This is a genomic window from Natrinema sp. DC36, from assembly GCF_020405225.1.
Lineage (GTDB): Archaea > Halobacteriota > Halobacteria > Halobacteriales > Natrialbaceae > Natrinema.
On the sequence record NZ_CP084472.1, the window covers coordinates 2292497 to 2318397 of the forward strand.

22 protein-coding genes and 1 tRNA gene are annotated in these 25901 nt (G+C 64.7%); 10 read left to right on the forward strand and 13 right to left on the reverse strand.

The window, feature by feature from the left end; all coding sequences use genetic code 11:
• Nucleotides 1-97: 97 nt before the first annotated feature.
• Together LDH74_RS11930 and LDH74_RS11935 are read left to right on the forward strand one after the other, a co-directional pair.
• On the forward strand, nucleotides 98-1087 hold the full coding sequence (locus LDH74_RS11930; protein ID WP_226038950.1) for a class I SAM-dependent methyltransferase family protein: 990 nt from the start codon (nucleotides 98-100) through the stop codon (nucleotides 1085-1087).
• 160 nt (nucleotides 1088-1247) lie between these two features.
• Nucleotides 1248-1321, forward strand: a tRNA-Thr gene (locus tag LDH74_RS11935).
• 598 nt (nucleotides 1322-1919) lie between these two features.
• Here the strand turns inward: LDH74_RS11935 and LDH74_RS11940 are convergent.
• The 5 genes from LDH74_RS11940 to LDH74_RS11960 form a co-directional block, all read right to left on the reverse strand.
• Nucleotides 1920-2960 carry an FAD-dependent oxidoreductase gene (locus LDH74_RS11940; protein WP_226038951.1) on the reverse strand — a complete coding sequence of 347 codons (1041 nt, stop codon included), beginning with the start codon at nucleotides 2958-2960 and terminating at the stop codon, nucleotides 1920-1922.
• Entirely contained in the window at nucleotides 2957-3319 is a 363-nt protein-coding gene (gene trxA / locus LDH74_RS11945; protein ID WP_226038952.1) for a thioredoxin, read from the reverse strand. Before trxA ends, LDH74_RS11940 begins: the two co-directional genes overlap by 4 nt.
• A 620-nt stretch (nucleotides 3320-3939) precedes the next feature.
• Nucleotides 3940-4644 (reverse strand): energy-coupling factor transporter transmembrane component T, encoded by a 705-nt coding sequence (locus tag LDH74_RS11950; RefSeq protein ID WP_226038953.1) that lies wholly within the window; start codon nucleotides 4642-4644, stop codon nucleotides 3940-3942.
• A gap of 58 nt (nucleotides 4645-4702) precedes the next feature.
• The gene (locus LDH74_RS11955; protein WP_226038954.1) at nucleotides 4703-5407 is read right to left on the reverse strand and encodes an ABC transporter ATP-binding protein; all 705 of its coding nucleotides are present in this window, start codon (nucleotides 5405-5407) and stop codon (nucleotides 4703-4705) included.
• A 10-nt stretch (nucleotides 5408-5417) separates the two neighbouring features.
• On the reverse strand, nucleotides 5418-6005 hold the full coding sequence (locus tag LDH74_RS11960; protein WP_226038955.1) for a biotin transporter BioY: 588 nt from the start codon (nucleotides 6003-6005) through the stop codon (nucleotides 5418-5420).
• A gap of 526 nt (nucleotides 6006-6531) precedes the next feature.
• Here LDH74_RS11960 and LDH74_RS11965 point away from each other — a divergent pair.
• Nucleotides 6532-10821, forward strand: coding sequence for a hypothetical protein (locus tag LDH74_RS11965; protein WP_226038956.1), 4290 nt, complete (start codon nucleotides 6532-6534; stop codon nucleotides 10819-10821).
• A gap of 90 nt (nucleotides 10822-10911) precedes the next feature.
• Here the strand turns inward: LDH74_RS11965 and LDH74_RS11970 are convergent, their stop codons facing one another.
• Both LDH74_RS11970 and LDH74_RS11975 read right to left on the reverse strand, forming a co-directional pair.
• On the reverse strand, nucleotides 10912-11202 hold the full coding sequence (locus LDH74_RS11970) for a hypothetical protein (RefSeq protein WP_098725910.1): 291 nt from the start codon (nucleotides 11200-11202) through the stop codon (nucleotides 10912-10914).
• Nucleotides 11203-11524: 322 nt separating this feature from the next.
• Nucleotides 11525-11992, reverse strand: a complete 468-nt coding sequence (locus LDH74_RS11975; RefSeq protein ID WP_226038957.1) for a DUF5799 family protein — start codon at nucleotides 11990-11992, stop codon at nucleotides 11525-11527.
• Between the two features lie 170 nt (nucleotides 11993-12162).
• Between LDH74_RS11975 and LDH74_RS11980 the strand changes: the two genes are divergently transcribed.
• Nucleotides 12163-12639: a universal stress protein gene (locus LDH74_RS11980; RefSeq protein WP_226038958.1), complete on the forward strand. Its 477-nt coding sequence runs from the start codon at nucleotides 12163-12165 to the stop codon at nucleotides 12637-12639.
• A gap of 180 nt (nucleotides 12640-12819) precedes the next feature.
• Here the strand turns inward: LDH74_RS11980 and LDH74_RS11985 are convergent, their stop codons facing one another.
• On the reverse strand, nucleotides 12820-13311 hold the full coding sequence (locus tag LDH74_RS11985; RefSeq protein WP_226038959.1) for a hypothetical protein: 492 nt from the start codon (nucleotides 13309-13311) through the stop codon (nucleotides 12820-12822).
• Nucleotides 13312-13392: 81 nt separating this feature from the next.
• Between LDH74_RS11985 and LDH74_RS11990 the strand changes: the two genes are divergently transcribed.
• From LDH74_RS11990 to LDH74_RS12010, 5 genes are all read left to right on the forward strand, one after another.
• Nucleotides 13393-16386, forward strand: a complete 2994-nt coding sequence (locus LDH74_RS11990; protein ID WP_226038960.1) for an ABC transporter ATP-binding protein — start codon at nucleotides 13393-13395, stop codon at nucleotides 16384-16386.
• 214 nt (nucleotides 16387-16600) lie between these two features.
• Nucleotides 16601-18241, forward strand: coding sequence for an ABC transporter substrate-binding protein (locus LDH74_RS11995; RefSeq protein ID WP_226038961.1), 1641 nt, complete (start codon nucleotides 16601-16603; stop codon nucleotides 18239-18241).
• 50 nt (nucleotides 18242-18291) lie between these two features.
• Nucleotides 18292-19305, forward strand: a complete 1014-nt coding sequence (locus LDH74_RS12000; RefSeq protein WP_226038962.1) for an ABC transporter permease — start codon at nucleotides 18292-18294, stop codon at nucleotides 19303-19305.
• On the forward strand, nucleotides 19302-20219 hold the full coding sequence (locus LDH74_RS12005) for an ABC transporter permease (RefSeq protein WP_226038963.1): 918 nt from the start codon (nucleotides 19302-19304) through the stop codon (nucleotides 20217-20219). Before LDH74_RS12000 ends, LDH74_RS12005 begins: the two co-directional genes overlap by 4 nt.
• Nucleotides 20206-20586 carry a hypothetical protein gene (locus LDH74_RS12010; RefSeq protein WP_226038964.1) on the forward strand — a complete coding sequence of 127 codons (381 nt, stop codon included), beginning with the start codon at nucleotides 20206-20208 and terminating at the stop codon, nucleotides 20584-20586. Before LDH74_RS12005 ends, LDH74_RS12010 begins: the two co-directional genes overlap by 14 nt.
• A gap of 122 nt (nucleotides 20587-20708) precedes the next feature.
• Here the strand turns inward: LDH74_RS12010 and LDH74_RS12015 are convergent, their stop codons facing one another.
• The 4 genes from LDH74_RS12015 to LDH74_RS12030 all read right to left on the reverse strand — a co-directional run bounded on the left by LDH74_RS12015 (nucleotide 20709) and on the right by LDH74_RS12030 (nucleotide 24134).
• Nucleotides 20709-21647, reverse strand: a complete 939-nt coding sequence (locus LDH74_RS12015; RefSeq protein WP_226038965.1) for a biotin--[acetyl-CoA-carboxylase] ligase — start codon at nucleotides 21645-21647, stop codon at nucleotides 20709-20711.
• A 103-nt stretch (nucleotides 21648-21750) separates the two neighbouring features.
• Complete coding sequence (locus LDH74_RS12020; RefSeq protein WP_226038966.1) at nucleotides 21751-22731, reverse strand: tyrosine--tRNA ligase; 981 nt, start codon at nucleotides 22729-22731, stop codon at nucleotides 21751-21753.
• A gap of 126 nt (nucleotides 22732-22857) precedes the next feature.
• Nucleotides 22858-23145, reverse strand: coding sequence for a HalOD1 output domain-containing protein (locus LDH74_RS12025; protein ID WP_226038967.1), 288 nt, complete (start codon nucleotides 23143-23145; stop codon nucleotides 22858-22860).
• Nucleotides 23146-23354: 209 nt separating this feature from the next.
• Nucleotides 23355-24134, reverse strand: a complete 780-nt coding sequence (locus tag LDH74_RS12030) for a 4-phosphopantoate--beta-alanine ligase (RefSeq protein WP_226038968.1) — start codon at nucleotides 24132-24134, stop codon at nucleotides 23355-23357.
• Between the two features lie 221 nt (nucleotides 24135-24355).
• Here LDH74_RS12030 and LDH74_RS12035 point away from each other — a divergent pair, with 221 nt between their 5' ends.
• Entirely contained in the window at nucleotides 24356-25051 is a 696-nt protein-coding gene (locus LDH74_RS12035; RefSeq protein ID WP_226038969.1) for a methyltransferase domain-containing protein, read from the forward strand.
• 104 nt (nucleotides 25052-25155) lie between these two features.
• Here the strand turns inward: LDH74_RS12035 and LDH74_RS12040 are convergent, their stop codons facing one another.
• Complete coding sequence (locus tag LDH74_RS12040; protein ID WP_226038970.1) at nucleotides 25156-25803, reverse strand: helix-turn-helix domain-containing protein; 648 nt, start codon at nucleotides 25801-25803, stop codon at nucleotides 25156-25158.
• Nucleotides 25804-25901: the final 98 nt, after the last annotated feature.

Consider the following 25901-nt stretch of genomic DNA (forward strand, 5'->3'; position numbering starts at 1 on the left):
AGCGAGAGAATTACTATAGCGGTTTTTGGTTTATCCAAACGAACGCGGATCGACACCGAAACGTCAGCGTTACGGCGGCGCGCCGGCCAGTTCGCGTATGGAAGTGCCGTGCGTCCGCGTCGCGCGCGAAGCGGGGGAAGCGACGCGCTCGTCGCTCGCCGATGCGGACCTGATCGACGACGCCTACGAGATCACCGTCGCGGACGGCCAGCTCTACATTCCGATCACCGACTCCGACGCCGCGTCAACGGTGCTCGAGGAGTGCGAGATCGTTCCCCGGACAGTCACCGAGCGCGAGCAGCAGACGACGCCCGCGGATCTCCTCGCGTTCGACCCCACCTACGAGCGACTCGGCGAGGCCGCGCTCATCGACGAGGACGATCCCGAGCGGGCACGAGAAATCGCGGACGCCATCCTCGAGTCGGATCTCCCCGTCGCAACCGTCCTGAACAAGGCCTCGAAAGTCAAAGGCGAGACGCGCGTGCGCGACTGGGAGCTGCTCGCCGGCGAGAACACGGAGGTCGTCCACCGCGAGTACGGCTGCGAGTTCGCGCTGGATCTCGCGACGGTCTACTTCTCGCCGCGCCTCGCGACCGAGCGCCACCGCGTGGCCGAGCAGGGAGACGCGACCGAGCGCGCGTTCGATATGTTCGCCGGCGTCGGCCCCTTCGTGATCCCGTTCGCGAAACGCGGCGCGACGTGCGTCGGCGTGGACATCAACGCCGAGGCGATCGACTACCTGCGCGAGAACGCCCGCCGAAACGGGGTCGCGGACCGCGTGACCGCTATTAACGACGATGTGCGCGAGGTGGCCGCCGAATACGAGAACTGGGCCGACCGGCTCGTGATGAACCTCCCCCACAGCGCCGACGAGTTCCTCGAGGCTGCCGTCACTCTGGCCGGCGACGACTGTACCCTCCACTACTACGACATCCAATACGAGGACGATCCGTTCGGGCCGGGCGAACGCGCGATTCGCGCGGCCGCCGAACCCGAGTATTCGGTCACCGTCGAAACCCGCCATACCGTCCGTTCCTACGCCCCCCACGAGCTGAACGTCTGTCTGGACGTCCGCCTCGAGCGGTAATCGGGAACGTCACCGCGCACCATCTGCCATGAACTCCCATCGCACGAGCGCACCGATTCGCAATCCTTATGGCTGGTATCGGTCCTACGAATGAATGCACTCGCATCGGTGTTGAGGCGACGGTCGTCGCCGATGCGCGGGACACGAGCGAAGTGAGTGTGCCGGTGTAGCTCAGACTGGCAGAGCGAATCCTTCGTAAGGATTAGGTCGAGGGTTCAAATCCCTCCACCGGCTTATTCTGTCGCGAACAAACTCGTGAGCGACGAATATGCTCTGGAGGGGTTTGAATCAGGGAGCAGCTTTGCTGCGACCGTGGTTCACAATCCCTCCACCGGCTTGTCTTCTGCGACGGACATCACGTGAAGAGCGAAGCAAGCCGTGGGAGATTCAAATCAGGGAGGAGCCCGCTCCGACCGCGGTTCACAACCTCCACCGGTTCTTTCTGCGACATCATCACGGCCGGTGAGAGTGACGGCTCGAAGTAGCTCGCCGCTTTGGTGAACACCGTGAGGTGCGAAGCGAACTCCAGTGGATTTGAACGAGAAGCGAGTTACTGTGATCGACGCACGGTATCCTCGAGCGGCTGTTCTCCGCCGAATTACCGGTTCGTGCGGGCCGGATCGCTCGAGGACGCTGGACGCCAGATCGAAGCGACCCGGCCGAAGGGAGACATCAGTGAGCGAGTCGAGCACAGCGGTTGACGCCGCGATTCGCCAACCAACGAGTGTCCAGTCACCGGCGAGTACTTATTATAAATTGTATATCGCGATATCAAATTGAGTGGTTCCGTGCGGAAGCGACTATCGGCGGGGAAAGTACTGCGAGAAGACGATTACGGCGAGACCTCGGTTGGCTCCGCCGCGCGTTCGAGCGTCTCGAGGTGTGCGTCGGCGTCGAGAGCTGCCATGCTACCGGTTCCGGCAGCGGTGATCGCCTGCTGGTAGTGGGGGTCTGCGACGTCTCCAGCGGCGAACACGCCCGCGACCGTCGTTGCGGTCGTCACACGACCGACGCCGTCCGATCGGGTGACGAGATACCCAGCCTCGTCGCGTTCGACGTCGGTTCCCGCGAGGAATTCGGTGTTCGGCGTGTGACCGATCGCGTAGAAGACGCCGCCGACGTCGACCGTCTTCCGTTCGACCTCTACGCCGCTTTCTGCCTTCGCCGTGGGATGGCCGTCCGAATGAGAGACGAGCGTCGCGCCGGTTATCCCCTCGTCACGAGAGCCGTAAAGCGCCTCGAGTTCCGTGTTCCAGCGGAACTCGATGGCGTCGTGGTCGCGGGCCCGGTCGGCCATGATCTCCGACGCGCGCAGTTCCTCGCGGCGGTGGACGACCGTCACGCTGTCGGCGAACTTCGCGAGGAAGAGCGCCTCTTCCATCGCGCTGTCGCCGCCGCCGACCACGAGGACGTCGTCGCCGCGGTGGAACGCGCCGTCGCAGGTCGCACACGTCGAGAGCCCGTAGCCCATGAGTTCGGTCTCGTTTTCGGCGCCGACCCAGCGCGCGCTCGCACCGCTCGCGACGATCAGTGCACGCGTTCGCAGGGTGTCACCGGTCGAGAGCTCGAGTTCGTAGGGACGCTCCGCGAGCAACGCACGTTCGACAGTACCGTGCGTGAACTCCGCGCCGAAGCGCGTCGCCTGCTCTTTTCCGTTCTGGATCAGTTCCATCCCACCGATTCCCTCGGGGAAGCCGAGGTAGTTCTCGACGTCGGTCGTCAACGTGAGTTGACCGCCCGGTTCGGGCCCCTCGAGCACCAGTGGCTCGAGGTCCGCTCGCGCGGCGTAAACCGCTGCCGAGAGTCCAGCGACGCCGGTACCGACGATGACCACGTCGTGGACCGGGTCGGAGTCAGTGCTGTTCTCGTTCATTCGTTCGTGTATCCCTCGATCAGATCACGGAGTCGGTCCGCCGGCAGCGCACCGGTGTGCTGTTCGACCTGTTCGCCGTCCGCGAAGAGCGCGAGCGTCGGTACGCCTCGGACGCCGTAGGCTCCCGCGAGCTGCTGGTGTTCGTCGACATCCACCTTCGCGATCACGGCCGCGGTCTCGCCAGCCAACCCCACGAGGACGGGCTCGAGCATCTGACAGGGGCCACACCAGTCGGCGTAGAAGTCGACGAGCACGACCTCGTGCTCGTTCACGACATTGTTGAGGTGTCCCTGACTCTCGATGGGGACCGGTTCGTTGATCGATTGTCCGGAAGATCCGCGGTGTCCATCAGTTGTCATCACGTCTCCGTACGGTCCGACGACGGTTAAAGGTGTTGTGAGTATTGTACAATATTGGAGTGTGAATGAGACGTTCGCTCACTCGGATTAGCGAAACCGAATCGAGTCTCGGTCGGCGTCTCGACGGATTGTGTCGAGTATGCGGCCGGGCCGACGACGTCAAACAAGGGATCGAAACTGAGCGAAATAGCCGACTACGTTCCGATGCAATCTCCGAACTGGAGACCGCCGCCGGCCAGCGCATCGCTGGGACGTTTCGATCGTGGCCATATGCGAGTCCGAGAGCGATTCTCCGACGACGCCGACATCGACGTCGACATCAATGCCGTTGATGCGCTCGTCAGTGTGTATACTGCACACGACTATATCGCCGTCCCATTCGAAGCGATTGTTCGCCAGCACACCCGAGTCCGGGTGTACTCTGTCGGAGCGTACCGAGACGGTTCGCCGCAGTTTCGATCACGACCGAACGACGGCACCGCTCTCGCGTTTTCGGTTCGGGGGAGCGAAGATATCTCCTTCTCGTTGAACTTCCGCGCCGCGTCCGCCTTCCGCGCTGCATCCGCCTTTCGCACCGCATCCGCCATCGCTCTCGAATGGCCCGTTCGATACGGATCGCACTAGTACAAGGCGGAAACGGCGAGCGCGACAGCGAGCGTAAGAACGGGGTAGTCGATACGCGAAAGGGCGAGCGACGGGAGCGTTGGGTTCCACGCGAAACACCGCGCCTGCAGTGCAAGCGAAAGTCGGTCCGCTCGGTCGAACGCCCGCGTCAGACCGAGTATCCCGATCGTGCTGGCTCGGTCGACCGCGCTCCGTTCGGTCCCGAGTCGGGCGGCCATCGCCTCGCGGATCGTCCGAAGATCGCCCTGCAAGACGGGCAGAAACCGAAAGACGAGCGCGACGCCGATTCCGAGGAGCTGCCCCGGTTTCCCGGGGATCGTCCGCTGGATCGCCGCTCGAGAGTCCCGCACTGGCGTCGACCGGACGTAGGCCGCACTGACGAGCAGGATGAGCAGGACGCGGTAGCTCGCCAGCCCCGACGCGGTGGCGTCCGCGGTGTCGAACCAGGGTGCTCCCAGCGTGACGCCCGCGATCAGCGGGGCGAGCGCGAGGATGAGTAGCGCGAATCGGTAGTCGACGAGCGTCCGTCGAATCGAGACGCGCGCGCCAAACAGAACGAGTGCCGTCACGACGGAGAGGACGACCAGCGCTCGCGGCGTCGTGTGCGCCAGTGCCGTGGCCGCGAACCCGATCTGGACCGCCAACTTGGTCCGGGGATCGAGTCGGTGTGCGAGCGTCGCGTCGGGTTCGTAGGTCAACATCGCTTTCCTCCGGCGTCCATTGGGGGGAGTGACGGGGCTCTCGAATCGGCCATCGCGATCACCGACCTGGGACCCGGACCTCGAGGCCCTCGAGTTCCGCCAGCGCCTTCGCGGGCGGTCCGTCGACGGCGACGCGGCCGTCTCGCATGGCGATGACGCGATCCGCGAGTCCACAGACATCCCGGAGGTCGTGGGTCGCGAGCAAGATTCCGGTGCCGTCAGCCGACAGCGATTCGAGGCGCTCGAGCACGGATCGGCGGGCGGGCTCGTCGAGCCCGGTGAAGGGTTCGTCGAGGACGAGGTGGGTTGGTTCCATCGCGAGCGCGCCCGCGATCGCCACGCGGGACTGTTCGCCGCCCGAGAGTGCGTCGATTCGGTCGTCCTCCCGACCGGCCATGTTCACCGCCTCGAGCGCGGCCGTCACGCGACGGTCGATCTCCCGCCGCTCGAGCCCGAGGTTTTCCGGGCCGAACGCGACGTCCGCGCCGACGGTCGCGGCGACGAACTGATCGCGAGGGTGCTGGAAGACCATGCCCACGCTCGAGCGCGCGGCGATCAGATCCTCCGCGACGGGTGTTCCGTCGACGAGAACGTCGCCGGAATCGGGCTCGAGGAGACCGTTGCAGTGACGCAACAGCGTCGTCTTCCCGCTGCCGTTGCCCCCCGCCAGGAGGACGAATTCGCCGTCGTCGATCGAGAGCGTGACCGCCTCGAGAACGGGAACGTCCTCGAACGCGTAAGAGACCGACTCGAACTCGATCATCGTTGCCTCGTCACGATCGAACCGGCGTTATCCGGCCGGATCTGACGATGGCGACCGCGGCGGCTATTTTGAGGATTTCGCCGGGAATGAACGGGAGCACACCGGCTGAGATAGCTTCCCAGGCCGTGTACTCGAGCAGCCAGGCCATGTACGCCGTCCCGAGCCCGTAGATGACGATCGTCGCCATGACGAGTGCGCCGACCACCAGCGAGAGTGGGACGGTACGGAGGTCGCGTAGCGCCGTTCCGCGGTGGACGACGATCCCGATCAGGGCCGCGGCGATCGGATACGACCACAGATAGCCGCCCGTGTGTCCGATCAAGACGCCGAGACCCCCCTTCATGCCAGCGAATACCGGGAGGCCGACGGCGCCCGCCGTGAGGTAGAGCAGGAGCGAAAACGCTCCCCAGACCGGACCTAGGACGAGTCCAGCGAGGTAGACGAACAGTACCTGCAGCGTGATCGGTGCCGGCGAGAGAGGTATCGGAATTGATACCAGTACCGACGCCCCGATCAGCGCCGCGAGCACCGCCGCTCGAGCGAACTGCCGGACGACGGTGTCGTCCACGAGATCGACCGAATTACGTTCCGTTGCCATACCGCCGCTCTCTCGTAAACCCGGATCAAAACTTCGGTTTCCGAGGGGAGACGGTGTCTAATTGACATTTGTCTCGAGTCGCTATCGCGCTGGTCTCGGCTCGAGCGTGGGTCGAGGGTGGGTCGAAATAGCGCGCTTCCTCTCAATTCTGGTGACGGTAGTAGTCCCTGCGTGCTCGTCGGTGGTCGCGGTGTTCGGGCGTCGTTCCGTCGTTTCTCCTCGAGAGAACCGAGTAATAGCCGATTGTCTCGTCGCGCTAACCGAAACGACCGGCGGTCTTATGCCGTAATTTGGCCCGTGGTCGGGAAATGCGAATTGGTTGTGCTGCGGCTGGCAATCGAGGGTACCACGCGGCGAATCCCCACGCGGCCGATCCGGGGATTCAATGGAAAGCAGATGGGAACGAATGGAAGCGGGGTGAGGACGGGGGCGAGTCGGAGTGGTCGCGTATCGAATCTGGATGGTCGGAGGCGGAATCGAAACCGGCAGACAGAACCGGCCGTCCCGCTCGCGGAGTGATCGCGCGATGAGGCGTGATCGAACGACCGTTGTCGTCGCGCTGGTCGCGGCCGCGATGATCGGAAGCGTCGTGGCGCTGCCCGTATTGAGCGGTGGCTCGGACCCGCTCGACGCGGCCGGCGGTATGACCACCGAGACGGCAGCCGATCCGGCAGCCGCGGGTGAGTCACGGGCCGCGCTCGAGGCGGGCGGCGCGCAGACGCAGAACGCCAGTTCGGAACTGGTCACGTTCGAGGCCTTCGAGGAAGCCGACGCGACGGATAACAGTGGCGGGACGAACGCGCAGGCGGCGATCCAGGGAGATGCCGAAACCGCTGTCGAGAGCGGTGTCGAGGAAGGGATCGAACTCGTCCAATCGCAGGGCATCGAGGTGACACAGGAACAGCGAGCGGCGGCGCTCGAGGGGGCGCGGTCGTCGGTCGCACAGCACCAATCCGTCGAGACCGAGCAGGTACAGGCGGCGACGGCGGGGGCGGTTCACGGCTCCCTGATCCAGTCCCAGTCGGTGAACGCCACTCAGATTCAGTACGCGGTGAGCGGGGCGACCGACGGCGGGCTCTCTCAGTCACAGTCGGCCAACGCGACCCAGCTACAGAGTGCGACCTGGGGCGCGACCCACGGCGCTCTCGCACAGAGTCAGCACGTCAGCGTCGAACAGATTCAGGTCGCGACCAGGGGCGCGGCTGCGGGTGCCACGAAGGAAGCGGGCACGAGTAACGTCGGGAAGGCGCCGCACATCCAGGAGGCCGCCCAGGGCTCGGCGTACGGCGTCCTGACGCAGTATCAGTCGATCACGGCCGAACAGCGCCAGCGGGTGACGCTCGAGCACGTCCAGCACGCCGCCGCCGGCGGTGCGGCCGGATCGCTCGCGGGGAGTTCGCCCGCAGCGCTCGAGGGAGAGCAACGAGTCGACGCGCGGCAGGAACAGCGCGTCGACGTCGAACAGCGCCAGCGGGTGACGATCAAGCAGATTCAGAAGGCCGCGGCCGGCGCGTCGAAGGGCGCACTCGTCCAGACGCAGTCGGTGTCGGTCGAGCAGACCCAGGCGGCCGCCCGCGGAGCCAGCCGGGGCTCGTTGAAACAGGTTCAGTCGGTCCGCCTCGAGCAGCGCCAGCGGCTTTCGATGACGCAGATCCAGGAGGCCACCTTCGGCGCGGCGAAAGGCGCTATTTCCCAGAGCCAGTCGGCGACCGTCGAACAGATCCAGGCCGCCGCCGACGGGAGCGCGGGCGGCGTGCTCGTTCAGCGTCAGTCGATCTCGATCACGCAGATCCAGTACGCCGCGGTCGGTGCCGCTCAAGGTGCGGTCACGTCCGCGGTCCAGCGCCAGGACGTCTCGATCGAGCAGATTCAGGCGGCCGCGTTCGGTGCCGGCGAGGGAGCGGTGACGCAGACGCAACTCGTCGAGGTCACGCAGGTCCAGCAACTCGCACACGGGGGTGCGAGCGGGGCCCTCGTCCAGGCGCAGTCGGCCACGGTCACGCAGATCCAGATCGCGGCGCGATCCGCCTGTCAGGAGACGGCTCACATCGTCCAGTCCCAGCGGATTAGCATCACGCAACTGCAGCGCCTGACCCAGGAAGCCGCGTCCGAGGCGACCGCCTACGCGGTGCGAGAAGAGACCGACAACGTGACCGAAATTACGCAGCACATCGAGATCACGGTCACGCAGCGAATCGAGACGATCGACCGGCTCGAGGGGACGGCGTCGATCGACGTCCCGGATCAGGAGTCTAACGGGGAGCAGGTCACCATCGAAGACGTGTCGCTCTCCGAGGGCGGCTTCGTCGCGATCTACGAGGGACTCGCCGTCGACGCCGATCCGGACGCCATCATCGGCGTCTCGGACTACCTCGAGGCCGGCGACCACGAGAACGTCACGATCGAACTCGACGACCCGATCTCCTCGAGCGGCTCGATCGTGGCGGTTCCGCATCACGACACGAACGACGACGGAACGTTCCAGTACGCCGAGTCCGACGGCGAGGAAGATGTCCCGTACGTCACCGGTGCTGGCGCACCGGTGATCGACGGCGCGTTCGTGACGGTCGCGGACGAACCGGACGAACCGGATGAGGCGACCGCGACGCTGTCGGTCGCCGATCAGCAGGGTGACGGCGAAACGCTCACCGTCGATGAAGCGAACGCCTCCGTTCCCTACGCCGTCACCGCGTCGTACGGCAACGGAACGGTCCAGAGCGACACGTTCGCGGCCGGCGAAGGGGTGACGAACCTCTCGCTCGGACTCGAGCCGCCACTCGAGGCGAACGCGACGGTCGACGTCTCGGTCGTCGGCGAGGACGGCACGGTGCTCGCGAACGACTCCCTCGAGTACACGGTGGCGAACGACACCGGTGAGAACGGCACCAACGAACCCGAGGCGTCCCTCTCGGTCGACAACCAGACGGGCGACGGTGAGACCCTCACGGTCGACGCGGCGAGCGCGTCCGTGCCGTACGTCCTCACGGCCGAGTACGACGGCCAGCGAGTCGAGAGCGACGAAATCGAGGCGAATGCCACGGTCTCGGACGAGGTCCTCGACCTCGAGCCGCCGCTCGAGGCGAACGCAACGGTCGACGTCTCCGTTCGAGCCGCGGCCGACGACACGGTGCTGGCGAACGATTCCATCGAGTACGCGGTCGAAGAACCGGATCCGGACGAGCCGACGGCGAACCTCTCGGTGGCCGACCAGACCGGTGACGGCGAGACGCTCACCGTCACGCAGGCGAACGCAACGGTCGAGTACGCGATCACCGTCACCGACGGGAACGGGACCCGGCTCGCGACGAGCGAGACGTTCGGCGCGAACGAGACGATCGGCCCCGAGGAGTTCGACCTCGAGCCGCCGCTCGCGGAGAACTCGACGCTCGAGGTGGCGGTCGTCGCGGCCGAGGACGGAACGCCCGTCGAGACGGCGGACGTCGAGTACACGGTCGACGGCGCGCTTGCAGGGTTCGACGTCGAGTTCGTGAACTGCCAGCGCGCGGAAGTCACCGCGTCGCTCGAGGAGGGCGATCGGGTCGCCGCGAGCACGTGGTTCTACACGTCCGGCGGCGTCGGGGACACGATCGCGGAGGACCTCGTCACCGCCGGCGACGAGATCCCCGCGCCGTACAACGGCACGATCGTCTTCGAGATCGGTACCGAGCGCAATGTCACGACGGACGGCGAGCAGGTGATCGTCGAGGTGCCGGATTACGGCACCTTCGGCACGTACATCTCGGGAATTAGTTCGCCCGAAGCGGCACCCGTGGGCGGTATCGACTATCCGAACCCGTCCGAGGCGTGTAACGAGGAAGTGCGGCCCGAACGACCGTCGATCGCGGTTGAGGAGACGACCCCCACCGAAGACGGCATCGACGTGACGTTCAGTTACGAGAACCCAAACGACGCCCCGATGGGCGCGAACAGCCGGTTCGTCGAGGGCAATACGACCGACCAGCCGCCGTCCGGATTCGAACCGGGCCAGCAGACGTTCACCGTCGAGTGGACGCCCGAGAGCGACGACGAACGGCTCGTCTGGGAGGCCGACTTCTCGAACTTCGGCTACGAGGAGCCGATCACCGCCGAGACGCCGACCGCCGGTGATATCGTGCCGTCCGACCCCGCAGCGTTCGGCGTCTCGATCGCGGGCACGAACAGCCCGGTCGAACGGGGAGAGCCGCTCGAGATCGAGGCCAACCTCGAGAACGTCGGCGGCGAGAACGGGACGCAGACCGTCTCGCTCGCGATCGGCGACACCACCGTCGACGCTGAATCGGTCTCGCTCGAGCCCGGCGAGACGGAGACTGCTTCGTTCACGGCCGAAACGGACGGTCTCGAGCCCGGTGAGTATCCGGTCACGGTGTCGACCGCGAACGAGACCGCGGAGACGACGGTGACCGTCGAATCTGTCCCGGAGGCCAGCGCGCAAGCGGACGGGGACGGTGAGACGGGGCCAGACGGTGAACCCGAGCCAGAACCACCGACCGAACCCGAACAGCCGGTACCGCCCGAGGAGCCGGATCCACCCGATGAGCCGGAGCCTGAACAGCCGGAAGAGCCGGAATCACCGGAACCCGAACAGCCGGCTGAACCCGATCCAGACGGCGACTCCGAACCGGCCACTGCGGGGAACGAACCCGCAGGCGAATCACCACTGGAGCCGGAAACGAACGCGGGGCCCGCCGAGACGACCGATGGCGGTGCAACTGAGACGACCGACGGAGGAACGGCCGAAACGACCGACGACGGAGCGGCTGGTGCCATCGAGGACGGAACTGCTGATACCGAAAACGAAACTGACGGAACCGAATAGCCATTGTTCGACGCCCGATCGGTCGCCAGTCGATTTCACTCGAGGGACGAGCTGCGGAGAAACCGCGGCTGTGATTCGGCTCTCGGACGCTCAGTGCTGATGGCCGGTCGCTTCGCCGAACGTGACGCCGAAGCGTTCCTCGAACAGGTCCATGACTTCCGCTTCCTGTGCCTCGAGTTCCTCGTCGGCGTCCTCGCCGTGGTGGACGATGTGGTGGGCGCGGCTGGCGAAAGACAGCAGCATGACGTCGCCGATCGTCTCGGCGTCGGTCTGGTCGCCCTCGGCGACCAGGTCGACGAGGCCGGACGGAATCGTGATTTCGTCGGTCGCGCCGTCTTCGGAACTGATCGAGAAGGTCGTCGTCTGGACTTCGTCGCTCATACACTGACGGTCGGGAAGCGTGCCTAAAGGTGCTGTGACTCACGCCGGACCAGTGCGCGACGTCGACCCGTCGAGACCGCCGCTTGCGTTTTTGTCGCTCGACGACGGGGTTTCAGGTCTGCCAGCCGTCGAATTCGACGAGTCCGACGGCAAATTCGTCCCGAACTATCAGTCTCTACGGAGCGAGCGAGTACACGCTGTTTCACGCCGGGGACGGACCAGTGGTGCTCGGTGATCGGCGATGATCGGCGACCTGCGGTGACCTGACACCGGCGGTGGTCTGTAACGTCGACGGTGACAGTCGAAAATCGACGGCTCGCCGCTACTGGCCGTCCGCGGCAGCGTGACGAGCCGTCTCCCATTTCCCCTTCGACTCGAGGTGTGACTGGAGTTCGTCGGCGTACTCCTGTGTGAGCTGTTCCGCTGCCTTCCGCTGTTCTTTCTCCGAGGATCCACCGCCGCCTCCCATCCCGAGTGCGCCCATGATCGAGTCGAACACCCCGCCGCTCGAGGAGTTCTGACCGGCGTTCCCGGCTCCCGCACCCCCCATCGCGCCCATCCCGGCCTGCACGTTGTCGAGTTCGGGGATGACCCCGTCGAGCTTGTCCGTATTGGCGACGATCCGCGCTCGGTCGGGGTCGCCGGGATGTTCGATCTCGAACTCCGTGGCGGTCATGATCAGGCTCCACTGCTGGTTGGAAAAGCGTGACTGCTGGATCCGCTCGGAGAACTCCTGATCGACGGCCATACGCTCGCCGACGATCCGATCCGTCCACGGGTTGTCGCTCATGCCCCCCGATTTGAGCGGCGACTGTATCAGCGTTTCCCCTCCCCGATTTCCGATCCGTCGCCATCACGGAGCGATCCGCAACTCGCTCGAAAAACGTCACCCACCCTGACCATCTCACGTGTCAGGATAATGTTAATGTAGATTCCCGTTGTATGCTATCATATACCACTATGTACGACTCCATTCTCGTCCCGACCGACGGCTCTCGAGAGGTCGAACGCGCACTCGAGTACGCGTTCGAAATCGCTCGCGCGCACGACGCAGCGGTCCGCACACTGTACGTCGTCAACGCGGCCGGTTATGGCGGGTTTCCGATGGAAACTGCCCTCGACGGCGTCAACGAGGCGCTCCGCGGCGAGGGGCAGGCGGCGGTCGAGCGGGCCGAAGCACTCGCACCGGACGACGTCACCGTCGAGACCGAGGTTCGCGAGGGGGCACCGAGTCAGGTCATCGTCGACGAGGCGGATCCCGCGGAGTGCGATCTGGTGGTGATGGGAACCCACGGCCGCGGCGGAATCGACCGGCTGTTGCTCGGCAGCGTCACCGAACGGGTCGTCCGGCGCGCCTCGGTACCGGTGCTGACGGTCAAAGTCGATCCCGACGAGATCGACGACCGGTCGGAGGAACCGCGGCTCGCCGTCGAGTGAGGGATCCGTCCGGTCGACGAACGAACGGTATCCAAAGACGGTTGCAGAGATCGGGCAGTCGATATTCTGCGCGATCAATGTCGGAAGCCACCGCAGTGAGGATTGACGGATCGGGATACGGAGATGGGATCGCTCGTAGTTCGGGGCCCGATCGCAGTACGGAAACCAGATCGCTATCGCCTACTCGTCCTGCAACGGGCTGGGAAGGAACGGTTCCACGTCGTCGTGGACGAACTCGACGTACTCATCGTTCAGCCGTCTGCAGAACAGCCGGAGTTCGCCGTCCGACCGAATGGCCTCGAATTTTGCCTGCCCGGACCCGGCGTCGTAGTAGGCGGGGGCGAGCACGGCCGTCTTGCTGTCCAGGTCCTTCTCGACTATGAGCAGGTAGATCATACTGTCGCCCGGCGCGCGGAACACGTCCACGTCCGCGAACGTGCAGTCCTCGATCAGCGACTCGAGGTCCTCGTACTCGGGTCCCGGGAGGACCACGTCGATCCCCGTGCGTATTTCGGAGTCCACGAGCACGCAGTCTCCGGGGTGGAGTTCGAGGGCCGTCCAGCCGCGGTCGCGGTACTCGTCGGCGGTTACCGCCATGTCGTCGATGACTGCTTGCCAGCCGGACTGGGCCTGCACGTTGCTAGGGGCGTCGCCTGCCGGGTCCTCGTCCATGTCCCCACCGCGTGCACCGTCGGAGATAAACGTTGCCCAAGTCCCATAAGCTATTTCTTCGCTGACTCGAGAACTGGTGCCATGACTGATCTTTTATCCCTTTCCGGACTTCGCACGCAGTTCGATACCAAACGCGGTGCGGTGAAAGCGGTCGATGGTATCGATCTCACTATCGAGGAGGGCGAGACCGTCGGCCTCGTCGGCGAGTCCGGATCCGGCAAGAGCGTGACCGCACTCTCAGCAATGGACCTCGTGGACGATCCGGGAGACGTTGTGGACGGACGAGTGTCCTTGCGGCGCGCAGAACTCGCCGCGGATCTCGCAGCCGAGTTCGACGGTGCAGTCGTCCCGTACCCCTTCGAACTCGTGGACGCGATCCGGGAGATCGTTGCGGATCTTCGCGGCGGCGACGGAGGTGACTCGGCCGAATCGGAGCTGCGCGGCATGGCCGCCGACCTCGCCGGCCACGACGACCCAGCGGGGCTCGCGCCAGCCCTCCGAGACGTTGCTGATCGACTCGATAACGGCGTGACCGAGTCCGTGGTCGCGGACGCGCTAGAGAACGCCGTCGAAGACGCCGACGACGGGTTCGTCTACCTCGATACAGCGGCGCGCGAACGATTCGAGAGTGGAATGGACGCAGAATCAATCGCGGTCGAGGACGGCGTCGTCGACCTGATGGACGCGCCCGAGGAGGCGATGCGGAAGGTCCGCGGCAGCGAGATGGGGATGATCTTCCAGGACCCGATGACGTCCCTGAACCCCGCGGTGACCGTCGGCGAGCAGGTCGCGGAGTCCCTGCGGCTTCACCAGTACGGAGAACGGAAACGGGACACGTGGCTGAACGCCGTTCGGGAAATACTCCCGAAAATCGGCGGGCGCGAGCACGACGAGGAGGTCATGGCGGACGTTGTCGAGATCCTCACGGAGGTCGGCATCCCGGAGGCGACCACGCGCCTCGAGGAGTACCCACACGAGTTCTCCGGCGGCATGCGCCAGCGCGTCCTCATCGCGATCGCGCTCGCGTGCCGGCCGAGTCTCCTCATCGCCGACGAGCCGACGACGGCCCTCGACGTGACTATTCAGGCCCAGATCCTGGACCTCATCGACGACCTTCAGGACGAGTTCGGGATGTCGGTGCTGATGATCACCCACGACCTCGGCGTGGTCGCGGAGACCTGCGACCGCGTCGCGGTAATGTACGCCGGCGAAATAGTCGAGGAGGGTCCCGTCGAGGAAATTTTCCACAACCCGAGCCATCCGTACACGTACACGCTCCTCGAGTCTCTCCCAACGGAGGAGAAAGACCGCTTGACGCCCATCGAGGGCAACGTTCCGGACCTGATCGACATGCCCGACGGCTGCCACTTTGCGGATCGTTGTCCGTGGGCCCAACCCGAGTGTCGCACCGGTGAGGTACCGTTCCTCCAGCACGGACCGGAGGACGTCGACCATCGGTCGAAGTGCATCCTCGAGAGCTTCGACGAAAGCGAGTACGGGTCAACGGGCGTCCAGTCCGCGGCCGAGCATGACATCGGAGAACCGATCGTCGAACTCCGCGAGATGCGGAAGTACTACGGGCAGAAGGAGGGGCTACTCGATCGATTCGTCGGCGAGCAACAGAGCGTGAAGGCCGTCGACGGCGTGAGTTTCGACGTGTACGAAGGCGAGACGCTCGGACTGGTCGGCGAGTCCGGCTGTGGAAAGTCGACCGCGGGTCGGGCCATCCTTCATCTCTCCCCGCCGACCGACGGCACGGTCGTGTACGCGGGTGAAGACCTCGGAGATCTCTCGAAGTCGGAGCTTCGGGAGAAGCGCAAGGACATGCAGATGGTGTTCCAGGATCCGATGTCGAGTCTCGATCCGCGGATGACCGTCGGACAGACGATCATGGAGCCGCTGAAGATTCACGGGCTTCCGGAGTCCGATCCCGACGTTGTGCCCCGCGCAGACATCTCGACGACCGGAATCCCCGCGGACGCGGTGTCCGTCGACGTCGCGGACGACGTGGACGCGTTAGTCGGGAGTAACGACGGGGAGACCGTCGTCCCCGTGGATGTCACCGTGGCGGACGGCGACGTCACCGTAGACACCAATGGCGTGCTCGACGTAACGACGGATGTCGTACGAGAAGACGGCGGCCGCATCACGAGTATTCACGTGGACGTCTCCACGAGCGACTCGAAGCGCGTGCGCCGCCGCCGCCGCGTCCGCACCCTCCTCGAGGAGGTCGGACTCGACGAGAGCCAGTACGACCGCTACCCCCACGAGCTCTCCGGCGGGCAACGCCAGCGCGTCGGTATCGCTCGAGCCCTCGCGGTGGACCCGGACTTCATCGTCGCCGACGAGCCGGTGTCGGCACTGGACGTGTCCGTGCAGGCACAGATAATCAATCTCCTGGAGGATTTACAGGAGGAGTTCGGATTGACGTACCTGTTTATCGCTCACGACCTCTCGGTCGTCCGCCACATCTCGGATCGCATCGCAGTGATGTATCTCGGCGAGATCGTCGAAATCGCGGCGACCGACGATCTGTTCGCAGACCCGAAACACCCGTACACGAACGCATTGCTGTCGGCGATCCCCGAACCCGATCCTCGGGCAGACACCGCCGACCGAACCATCCTGAAAGGGGACGTGCCGTCCCCCATCGATCCACCGTCGGGCTGCCACTTCCGGACGCGGTGTCCGTCGGTCATCCCGCCCGAGGACCTCGACATCAACCAGGAACGGTACCGCGAGGTCATGTTCTATCGACAGCGCGTGGAGTCTCGGGATATCGACCTCGAGGCGGCCCGGGATGCGACAGTCAGTGAGGCCCCAGCAGCCCGTGCGGTCGCGGACGGCGGCAGCGACTTCGCCGCCGCGCTCAATGCACAGTTCTTCAGCGGGCCGCTGTCGGGACGCGCTCGCGAGGCAGTCGAAGCGTCCTACCGCCACCTCGACGATGGCGATTGGGCATCCGCGGAGGCCGTCCTCGCGGACGCGTTCGAGAGCGTCTGTGAGCGCAAAAGCCCCGCCCTCGACGACAGCGAACACCCGGCTGCCTGCCATCTCTTCGCCGACGACGAGTAACTGATGGAGCACCTGTTACTGTCCGAACGGTCGTTCGCCGTTGATTCGATGGGACGCGTTGGCGGCGCGAATCAGAGGCCGACATCGATCAGACTGCGATGTTCTCCGCTTTATCTATTAAATTAACAATAGGAGAATATGGAACTATATTAGGTATAGTCTGTCAACAATCTCAGCCGGAAGTATTATCCTTGTTGACGCAAGGGATAGTCTTATGTCAGGTAATGGCAGTCAGGTATCCAGGCGTAGTTTCTTGAAGTCTGCCGGCAGTGCGACGGTCGTTGCAACTGCGGCGAGCTCCATTTCCGGTTGTCTCGGCGGTAGTGGTGATAGCAGCGGCACGCTCCGGTACGGCCGCAGCTCGCACTCGGGCACCCTCGACCCGCAGGCCACAACCAGCGGCGAGGTTTCGAAAGTCACCAATCAGATTTACGATGGTCTCATCGATTTCGAACCCGGCGAAGCGGCCATCACGGAAAGCCTCGCAACCGACTGGTCGATGGACGGCGAGGAGGTCACGCTCGAACTGCGTGAGGACGCGCAGTTCGACGACGGCACCGACTTCACCGCAGACGACTTCATCGCGACCTACCGACGGTTCGTCGACGAGGACTACGAGCACCACTCCGATGAAGCGTCCGCGTACGGGCCGTTCACGCTCGGGAGCTGGATCGACTCAGTCGAGGCCGACGGCGACTACACGCTGAACATCACGCTCACCCAGTCGTACGCGCCGTTCCTGCGCAACCTCGCGATGTTCGCTGCCGTCGTTCTCCCGAAGGACGGCATCGAGGACGGCTTTGACTTCAACGCGGATGCCAACGGTACCGGCCCGTTCCAGCTCGAGGAACTCGACAACTCGAACGGCCGCATCCTGCTCACACCCAACGACAACTACTGGGGAGACGGTCCGAACGTGGACGAACTCCTGTTCATCGAGAAAGGACAGAATTCCACGCGCACGCAGGCCCTCGTCGAAGGGGAACTGGAGATCATCGACAACCTCGGGCCCGACAACATCGGAAGCGTCGAGGACGCCGACGGCGTCGAAGTCCAGTCCGGGCAGGGCATCAATATCGGGTACATGTCGTTCAACCAGTCCCGCGTGGAGGAGTTCCGTGATCCCCGGGTCCGGCAGGCGATCAGTTACGCTATCGACACCGAATCCATCGTCAACGAAGTCTATTCGGGCATCGCCGAACAAGCCGACCAGCCGTGCCCGCCGGCCCTCTTCGGACACAACGACGACCTCAGTCCGTACGCCTACGACACTGACGAAGCACAATCCCTGCTAGATGAGGCCGGCTACGGTGACGGGTTCGCTTTCGAGCTGACGACCTTCCAGAACGCCCGCGGCTACAATCCGGCGCCGGGTTCGACGGCGGAGACCATCCGGACGAATCTCGGCGAGATCGGCATCGACGTTACGATCGACGAGCGGCAGTTCGCAAACTACCTCACGTACACTGCCGAAGGGAAGCACGACGCGTCTCTGGCCGGTTGGTATACGGACAACGCCGACCCGGACAACTTCTACTACGTCCTCCTTCACCCGCAGGTCGACTCTCCCGACGGGCAGGACTGGGTTGACTGGGGGACGGAGGGCTACAACACGTCCAACCGGAGCGCGTGGGCGAATCAAGAGTTCATGGACCTCGTCGAGGAAGCCCAGCGGACGGAAGACCAGGAGGGACGTACCGAACTCTACCACGAGGCGGCCCAGATCGCTCACGACGAGGCACCGTGGGTCTACATCGACTACGCCGACGAGATCCGCGGCGTCCGGGAGAATGTAAGCAATTACGAGATATCGGCAATCGGTGGCCCGCACCTCCATCTGGTTGAACTCGAGTAAGGCGTCCGGCTGACGGGAGATTTTTAAGGTATCAAACTTACCTCCGAATAATGGTATCAAAGCGGTTCATTGCCAAACGACTGCTGTTGCTCGGTCCGGTGCTGTTCGGAGTGGCGACAGTAGTCTTCGCCATCCTCCATCTCTCACCGGGTGATCCTGCGGTAGCCATCGCGGGCAAAAACCCGAGCCAGGAGTTCGTCGAGCAGATCCGGACGGATCTCGGACTCAACGATCCGCTATGGCAGCAGTACGTCCGATTCCTGCAGGACACTGCGACGCTCGACTTCGGACAGTCCTACCAGATCCGGCGCGGCACCGACGTCAGTGAAATCCTCGCCGATCGGCTTCCCATCACCATCGAGCTCGCTATTCTCGGACAGATCGCAGGCTTACTGTTCGGGCTCCCGCTCGGGATTCTGAGCGCCGTCAAGAAGGACACGCTGACCGATCACTTCTCCCGAATCGGTGCGCTCGCGGGCATCAGTATCCCCATCTACTGGAGCGGACCGCTCCTGATCCTGCTGTTCGCACAGATTCTGGGCATCCTCCCGACGAGCGGTCGCATCGGGTCGACGCACTTCATCGACTCGAGGACCGGGTTCATCCTCGTCGATACCCTTCTGGCGGGAGACATGGCGGCGTTTCAGTCCGCAGCTCGCCACCTGGTCATGCCCGTCCTCGTACTCGGCATCTACTCGATGGCGTTCATCTCCCGGATGATGCGGTCGTCGATGCTCGAGGTCGTCAGACAGGACTACATGCGGACGGCCCGCGCGAAAGGTCAGGGCGCGAAGACGACGATCATGAAACACGGGCTCCGGAACGCCTTTATTCCCGTTATTACCATCATCGGTATCCAGTTCGGCTCGATGCTCGGCGGCTCCGTGCTGACCGAGACCGTCTTCGAGATCAACGGTATCGGGACGCTGCTCGTGGATGCGATCAACAGGAGCGATTACCCGGTGGTTCAAGCGACCGTCCTCGTCTTCGCGTTCATGTACACGATAGTGAACCTCTTCGTCGACATTACGTACTCCATCCTCGATCCACGGATTGACCAATGAGCACGGAAACCAAATCAGCGGACGTCGAACGCAGCACCGTCGAGCGACTCCGCACGAATCCGTTCCTCACGGAACTGCTATCGAATCGCATCGCCCTTATCGGCCTCGGCCTCATCGTCGGGATGTTCGTCGTCGCTATCTACGCTCGATTCGCCTACGACCACGACGCCATCGTCGCCACGACCTTCGAAACGAACCCGACGAAGACGGGACCGAGCACCGAGTTCTGGTTCGGGACCGACGGGCAGGCCCGCGACATCTTCCCGCGCGTGCTGTACGGCGCGTGGTACGCGCTGAAGTTCGGGACCGCGACCGTCCTCGCGTCTACGGTCCTCGGCATCACCGCCGGCATCGTCGCGGCGTACTACGGCGACCTCACCGACAACGTCATCATGCGGACGATGGACGTGCTCCTCTCGTTCCCGTCGCTGCTGCTGGCGCTCGCGCTCGTCACCATCTTCCCCGAGTCGATGGGGCTGTGGCGCGCGGTCATCGCGCTCACGCTCGTGTACACGCCGCGGTTCGCCCGCGTCGTGCGCGGGGCGGCGCTGAAAGTCCTCGAGGACGAGTACATCGAGGCGACGCGCGCGCTCGGTGCGACCGACCCGCGGCTGTTGATTCGCCACGTCCTGCCGAACTGCCTGGCGCCGATCACCGTCCAGTCCACGCTGAACTACGGTCTGGCCATCATCGACATCGCGGCGCTGTCGTTCCTCGGATTCGGCGCGAGCCGCGGCGACCCGTCGTGGGGGATGATGCTTTCTGAGGGGGTCGAGCACGGCCTGTTCTCGGGCGCGTGGTGGTGGTCGTTCTTCCCCGGCCTGTTCCTCGCGCTCACCGTGCTCGGGTTCAACCTCCTCGGCGACGGGATGCGAGACGCCCTCGACCCCCGCATGCGAGATGCCGTCGACTGATTCCGGCGTCCCCGTCTCGCCGGCTCGCCTCGAGCGGGCCCGCCGACTCGTGGTCGCCGCCGCTCGCTGGGTGGCCGTCGGTGCCGTGCTCGGGACAGTCGTCTCGCTAGGGTTGCTGACGGTCTGGTCGTCGCGAACCGCGACCGACACGGCGTTCGCGCTCGGCGCGCTCGTCCTCGGGTTCGGCGTCACCGCCTGGTCGACGGCGGTCGGTCTCGGACGAACCATCGAGGGGATGCAAGACCACCTCGACGTGAGTTCCGGGTGGACGGAAGCCAGCGCTCGAGAGGCGTTTTTCGTGCTGTCGTGGACGGGCGCAGGGTGGGTCGTCGCCGCGGCCGCGAGCTCGATCCTGCTGACAGTCTGAGACCGCAGCGCCGTCGAACCTCCGGAAAACAACGTTTTATCCGATCCTCGAGTGACTGTCGTTGCCGCGAGTTACCCGCGAGTTTCGTGATCAGTCCTCGAGTCCGTCGTACTCGCCATCACTCAGACGGGGCGTAGGTGTTCACAGTCTCCCGCAGCGACCGTCACTCGGTCGTCGTCGGTCTCGACCACGAGCGACCCCGATTCCGTTACGTCGACTGCGTCGCCGACGATCTCGCCCGCTGGTCGATCGACTCGCACGCGCTGGCCGAGCGTCAGCGCGAGGTCCCGCCACGCCGGAACGACGGCTTCGAGGTCGGTCCGATACCGCTCGAACTCCTCGAGCAGGCGCTGGACGAATCGTCGGCGATCGACATCGTCGGCCTCGTCGCGGACGGTGGTCGCCCCCTCGGGCAGCGCGTCAGCGTCGAGGTTCGCGTTGATCCCGATCCCGACGACGAGCCAGTCGACCCGATCCGTCTGGCCCTCCATCTCCGTGAGAATCCCCGCGAGCTTCCGATAGTCGCCGTCGTCGCCGACCGGGACGACCACGTCGTTGGGCCACTTGATCCGCGCGTCGACGCCCGCCTCTCGAGCCGCCGTCGCCGTGGCGACCGACGCCGCGAGCGTGTACAACGGGGCCTGTGCGGGCGTGATATCGGGGCGCGTCACGACGCTCACCCAGACGCCGCCCGACGGCGCGGCCCACTCGCGCTCGAGGCGACCGCGGCCGCCGGTCTGTTCGTCCGCGAGGACGGCCACGTCCGCCGCGCCGTCGGCCGCCAGTTCGCGCGCCCGATCGTTCGTACTCCCCACGGAATCGTGGTAGTCGATCGAGAACGGTGCCTCGAGTTCGAACTCGACCGCCGGGGCGTTGTACGCCTCGATGGCCGCGAGTTCGTAGCCGTTCGGCCCGCTCTCGATCGCGAACTCCGCCTCGCGCAACGCCTCGATGTGCTTCCAGACGGCCGCCCGCGAAATGTCGAGCGATTCCGCCAGGTCCGGTCCCGATGCCGGCCCGTCCGCGAGCGCCTCGAGAACCGCTCGTCTCGTCTCGTTCATAGCCTCGCAAGGGGGCCGCCGGCACTTCAATCGGCTGGATCGTCTCCCGGCGGCAAGAGGCGGTAGAATAGCGTGCGGCTTTCGACCGAGAAACGCGTCGGTCTCAGGAGCGCAGTTCGCGCAGTTTCTCGCGGCCGGGTGCGATCAGTTCGTCGAGGGAGGCCGCGAGCGTCCCCTTCGCGTCGGCGGGGTGGAGTTCGCCCGACTCGAGGTCTGCCGCGAGTTCCTCGTACGCCTCGTAGGTGAGATCGCCGCCGTACTTCTCGGGTCGCTCGACGACGACTTCGTCGAAGCGCGGGAAGACGTGGTACTCGAACAGTTCGAGGACGGGGTTCTCGAGGTCGCCTTCGGGGTCCCGGGTCGGCGGGCAGAACGCCGAGTTAACCTTCTCCTCGAGGTCCTCGGTCGAGTCCTCCATCGAGATGGTGATCCCCTCGCTCGAGGACATCTTCCCCTCGCCGCTCGTGAGGTCGGCGACGATGGGGGTATGGATCGCGGGCCGAACGTCGTACTCGAGTTCGGGCAGCTTCTCGCGGGCGAGCATGTGAACCTTGCGCTGGTCGAGCCCGCCGACCGCGAGATCGAGATCGAGGTATTCGATGTCCAGGGTCTGCATCAGCGGGTAGACCAGATGGCTCACCTTCGCCGTCTCGTCGCCCTGAATCTCGGCCATCGCGCGCTGGGCGCGGTTCATCGTCGTCTCGCGCTCGAGGTGGTGCAGGTCGAGGGTGTACTCCTCCTCGAGCTGGAACGCGGAGCCGTAGACGAACTCCGTCTGCTCTTCGTCGAGGCCGTAGGCGAGGAACTGGGCTTTCATCTGCTCGGCGGTGGCCCGGATCTCCTCGAAGCTCCCCTTCTCGTTGAGGTAGGCGTGGACGTCCGCCAGCAGAACGACGACCTCCATCCCCGCATCCTGGAGGTCGATGAGCTTGTTCGCGGTCAGGAGATGGCCGAGGTGGAGCACACCGGAGGGCTCGTAGCCGACGTAGGCCCGCTTGCCCTCGGGATCCTTCGCGAGGTCGCGGACCTCCTCGTCGGTGACGACCTCCTCGGCGTTTCGCGTCAGCAATTCGTAGGCGTCCATGTGTGGATGGAAACCGGAGGAGGAATTTATACCTCCTGAATCCCGACTCGAGCGGCCATCGAGGGCGAGCGGAGCAGAACGGCTTCGGAGCCGACTCGACGCAGTCGCGTGCGGTCCCGAGACGCGTCAGGCTGACAGTTCGCGGACCGTCGTCGTCCCGTCCTGGTGGACGCGGATACGGTAGCCCTCGTACGAAAACGTGACGTGCGCGTTCGCCTCGAGGGGTGACGGTGACGAGAAGAGACCAGTGATGAGGCCATCGATACGGTAATATATCGGAGCGAGCTCCATCGGTTCGACATCATCGATATCAGCGATGACTTCGACGAGGCGAGCCGCCGGATCCTCCTGGTCGGTGTCGAGCTGTCGTCGAATCGCGCCGCCGTCAGCAGTAGCGCCGGTCAGTTCAGTCATCGATATCGTGACTGTCAGTGCTCCCGACGGGTAACTATTGTACCGGCTACTGCCTGCCCTGCTACCCGGCCTGCGTGACTTGCGGCAGGGCTCGATAGGCGACGGGATCGCCCCACGAAACGCCGGTGGGATACGGTTCCGAACGGTCGTCGTAGCTCCGCCGATTTACGAGAATCAAAGATTCTGGAACGACGTGACCTCGAGGTGGTTCACAGATCACCCGACCGGATCCGTTCCTCGGCCTCCTCGAGCGCCCGATCCCGGTCGAAGCCCTCGATAACCGCCCGGAGTTCGTCCTCGTCGGCCGCCGCCAGTTCCCGCGCGTGCTCGGTGATGTTCGGCACCGCGCGGATGATGTTGTCGACGATCGGCACGTCGGCCACCCGCGGCGAGCGCGACAGCGGGTTGAGGTCGATCACGATCTCGGTCTTGCCCATCTCGTCTAACGCCTCGGCGCGGTCGCCGTCCTCGAGGGGCACGAGCACGACGTCGGCCTCGTAGATGCCGTCGGCATCGACCTTCGAGCGCTCGTGGTCGAGGTTCGGAATGTGCGCGTCGGCCTCGAGCCCCTTGACCTCGTCCGCGCCGTGCTCGCGCAGGTGGTCGGCGATGGCTTCGATTCGCTCGGGCGTTCGGTTGAACAGGTTGACCTCGAGGTCGGCGTCGACGACGTCGGCCAGTTCGGCCATCTCACCGGGGACCAGCGCGGCGACGTTGCCGTTGATCGAGAGCACGGGACGCTCGGCGAGCAGGAGGTGTGCCGCGGCGGCCCGTTCGGCGTCGTCGGCGCTCGGAATCGTCTCCTCGCCCAGCAGGTAGTCGAACGCGCTGCCCCGCCCTTCGGCGTGCATCCCCTGGAGGTGGGTGATCCCTTTCTCGACGCCCCGCTCGATTCGGTGGCGAGTGAGCAGGTCCTGATATCTGGGGTGGTCCTCCGGGATCTCCTCCTCGTGCTCGACGTCGGCGGAGACGCTGTCGTAATCGGTCACGATCGATCACTTGGTTCGGTCGATAAAAAACAGACCGATCCGACGAGTACTCGCGGTCAGGTCGAACGGCGCAGCCTGCTCGGTCCCGGGCGGACGCCATTCCGACCGGTTTCGGATCACTCCTCGCCTCATGGCTCGACTCGCCTCCTTCGCGGTCGATCGTATAAAGACGCGATACATTTCGTGCGAATCTACTCACACGAGTGGAGCCACCTCCACGTATGGCCACAGACCGACGAGATGACGACTCGGCACTCAGCGCCTCGAGGACGGACGATGACTACGGTTCCCACCTCGAGCGGAGTCGGACGGTCTGGGACCGGTGGAGTAACTGGTACGAGATGAGCGAGCGCGATCTCGAACCGATGCGCGAGGCGACGATCGATCGGCTCGACCTCCACCCGGGTGACCGCGTGCTGGAAATCGGCTGCGGACCGGGCGTCAACTTCGAACGGATTCGATGCGATATCGGTCCGGCGGGCGAACTCGTCGCGATCGACTACAGCCCGGAAATGGTCGAAAAAGCACGCGAGCGGGTCGAGACACGCGGCTGGGAGAACGTCGAGGTTCGCTGCGCCGACGCCACGACGGCCGAGTTCGACGACCCGTTCGACGGGGCCCTGGCGACGCTCTCCCTGAGCGTTATGCCCGACATCCGCCGCGCGACCGAGACCGTGTATCGAACGTTGCGCCCTGACACCACGTTTGCGGTATTCGATATTGGGACGATCTCCGACGGTCCCGCTCGAGTCCTGAACCCGCTCATCCGGCGTTTCTTGCGCTGGTACGCGAACTGGAATCCCGACGGCGACGTTGTGGCGTCGCTCGAGGCCGTCTTTGATGAATGCGACATCGTCGATACCTATATGGCCGGCACCATGTACACCGTCGTTTGCGAGAAACGCGACCGGGTCTGAGACGGGTATAGTAGCCACTGAAACGATCCACACACCGATCGTAAGCTGCCGTGCGATCAGGTGTACATTGACTTTCAGTGGCTACCATAGCTGATCGACCCGTACTACGGTCCGCTCTCGAGGACGCGTTCGACCGCGTTCGCCTCGCCGCGGCGGAGGAGTTCCGAGGCCGTCGAGACGGCACACTCGAGTTCGGCGGCCACCGCCGCGATACCGGCCTCTCGCGGGATCTCGTAGAATCCGACATCCCGGGCCGCCCGAAGCGCGGCTATCTGGCGGTCGGAAACGGGCGCGCCGCTGACCGTTACGGCGTCGCTCACCCAGCGGACGGTCAATTGCAGTCCGTCGGGAACGTCCTCCATCATGGCGGCGAGGGCGGACGAATGCCCGACGACGGTCAGTCGAATCGTCCGATCGGATCTGACCTCGATCGGCGGCACGATCACGGCCGTTCGCTGTGCGAGCGCGTTCAGCAACGACAGCCCCTCCGGACCGAGGTCTCGACGGAGATAGCAAAAGAAGCCGTCGTCGGACGGCGTGATATCGTACTCGCGGACACCCTCGAGGTCGCACAACAGCGACTCGTAGGCTGTGGGGTCGCCGTAGACGAACGACGTGATCGTCTCGACGCCGTCGGCCGACTGACCGCCCACGATGACTTCTCGGTCGATGTCGGGCGACTCGCAGATTCCCTCGTGAATCGGTGGAATCGCCTCCGGAGCGTACTCGAGTCGGATTCCCATCGATTTCATGGCTCGATCATGTCCCTCGAGACACATAACTGCTCGATAGCGACGGGACAGACTTGACGCTGCTCGTACACGCAGTCGGCCCATCCCGTTCTGGTCGG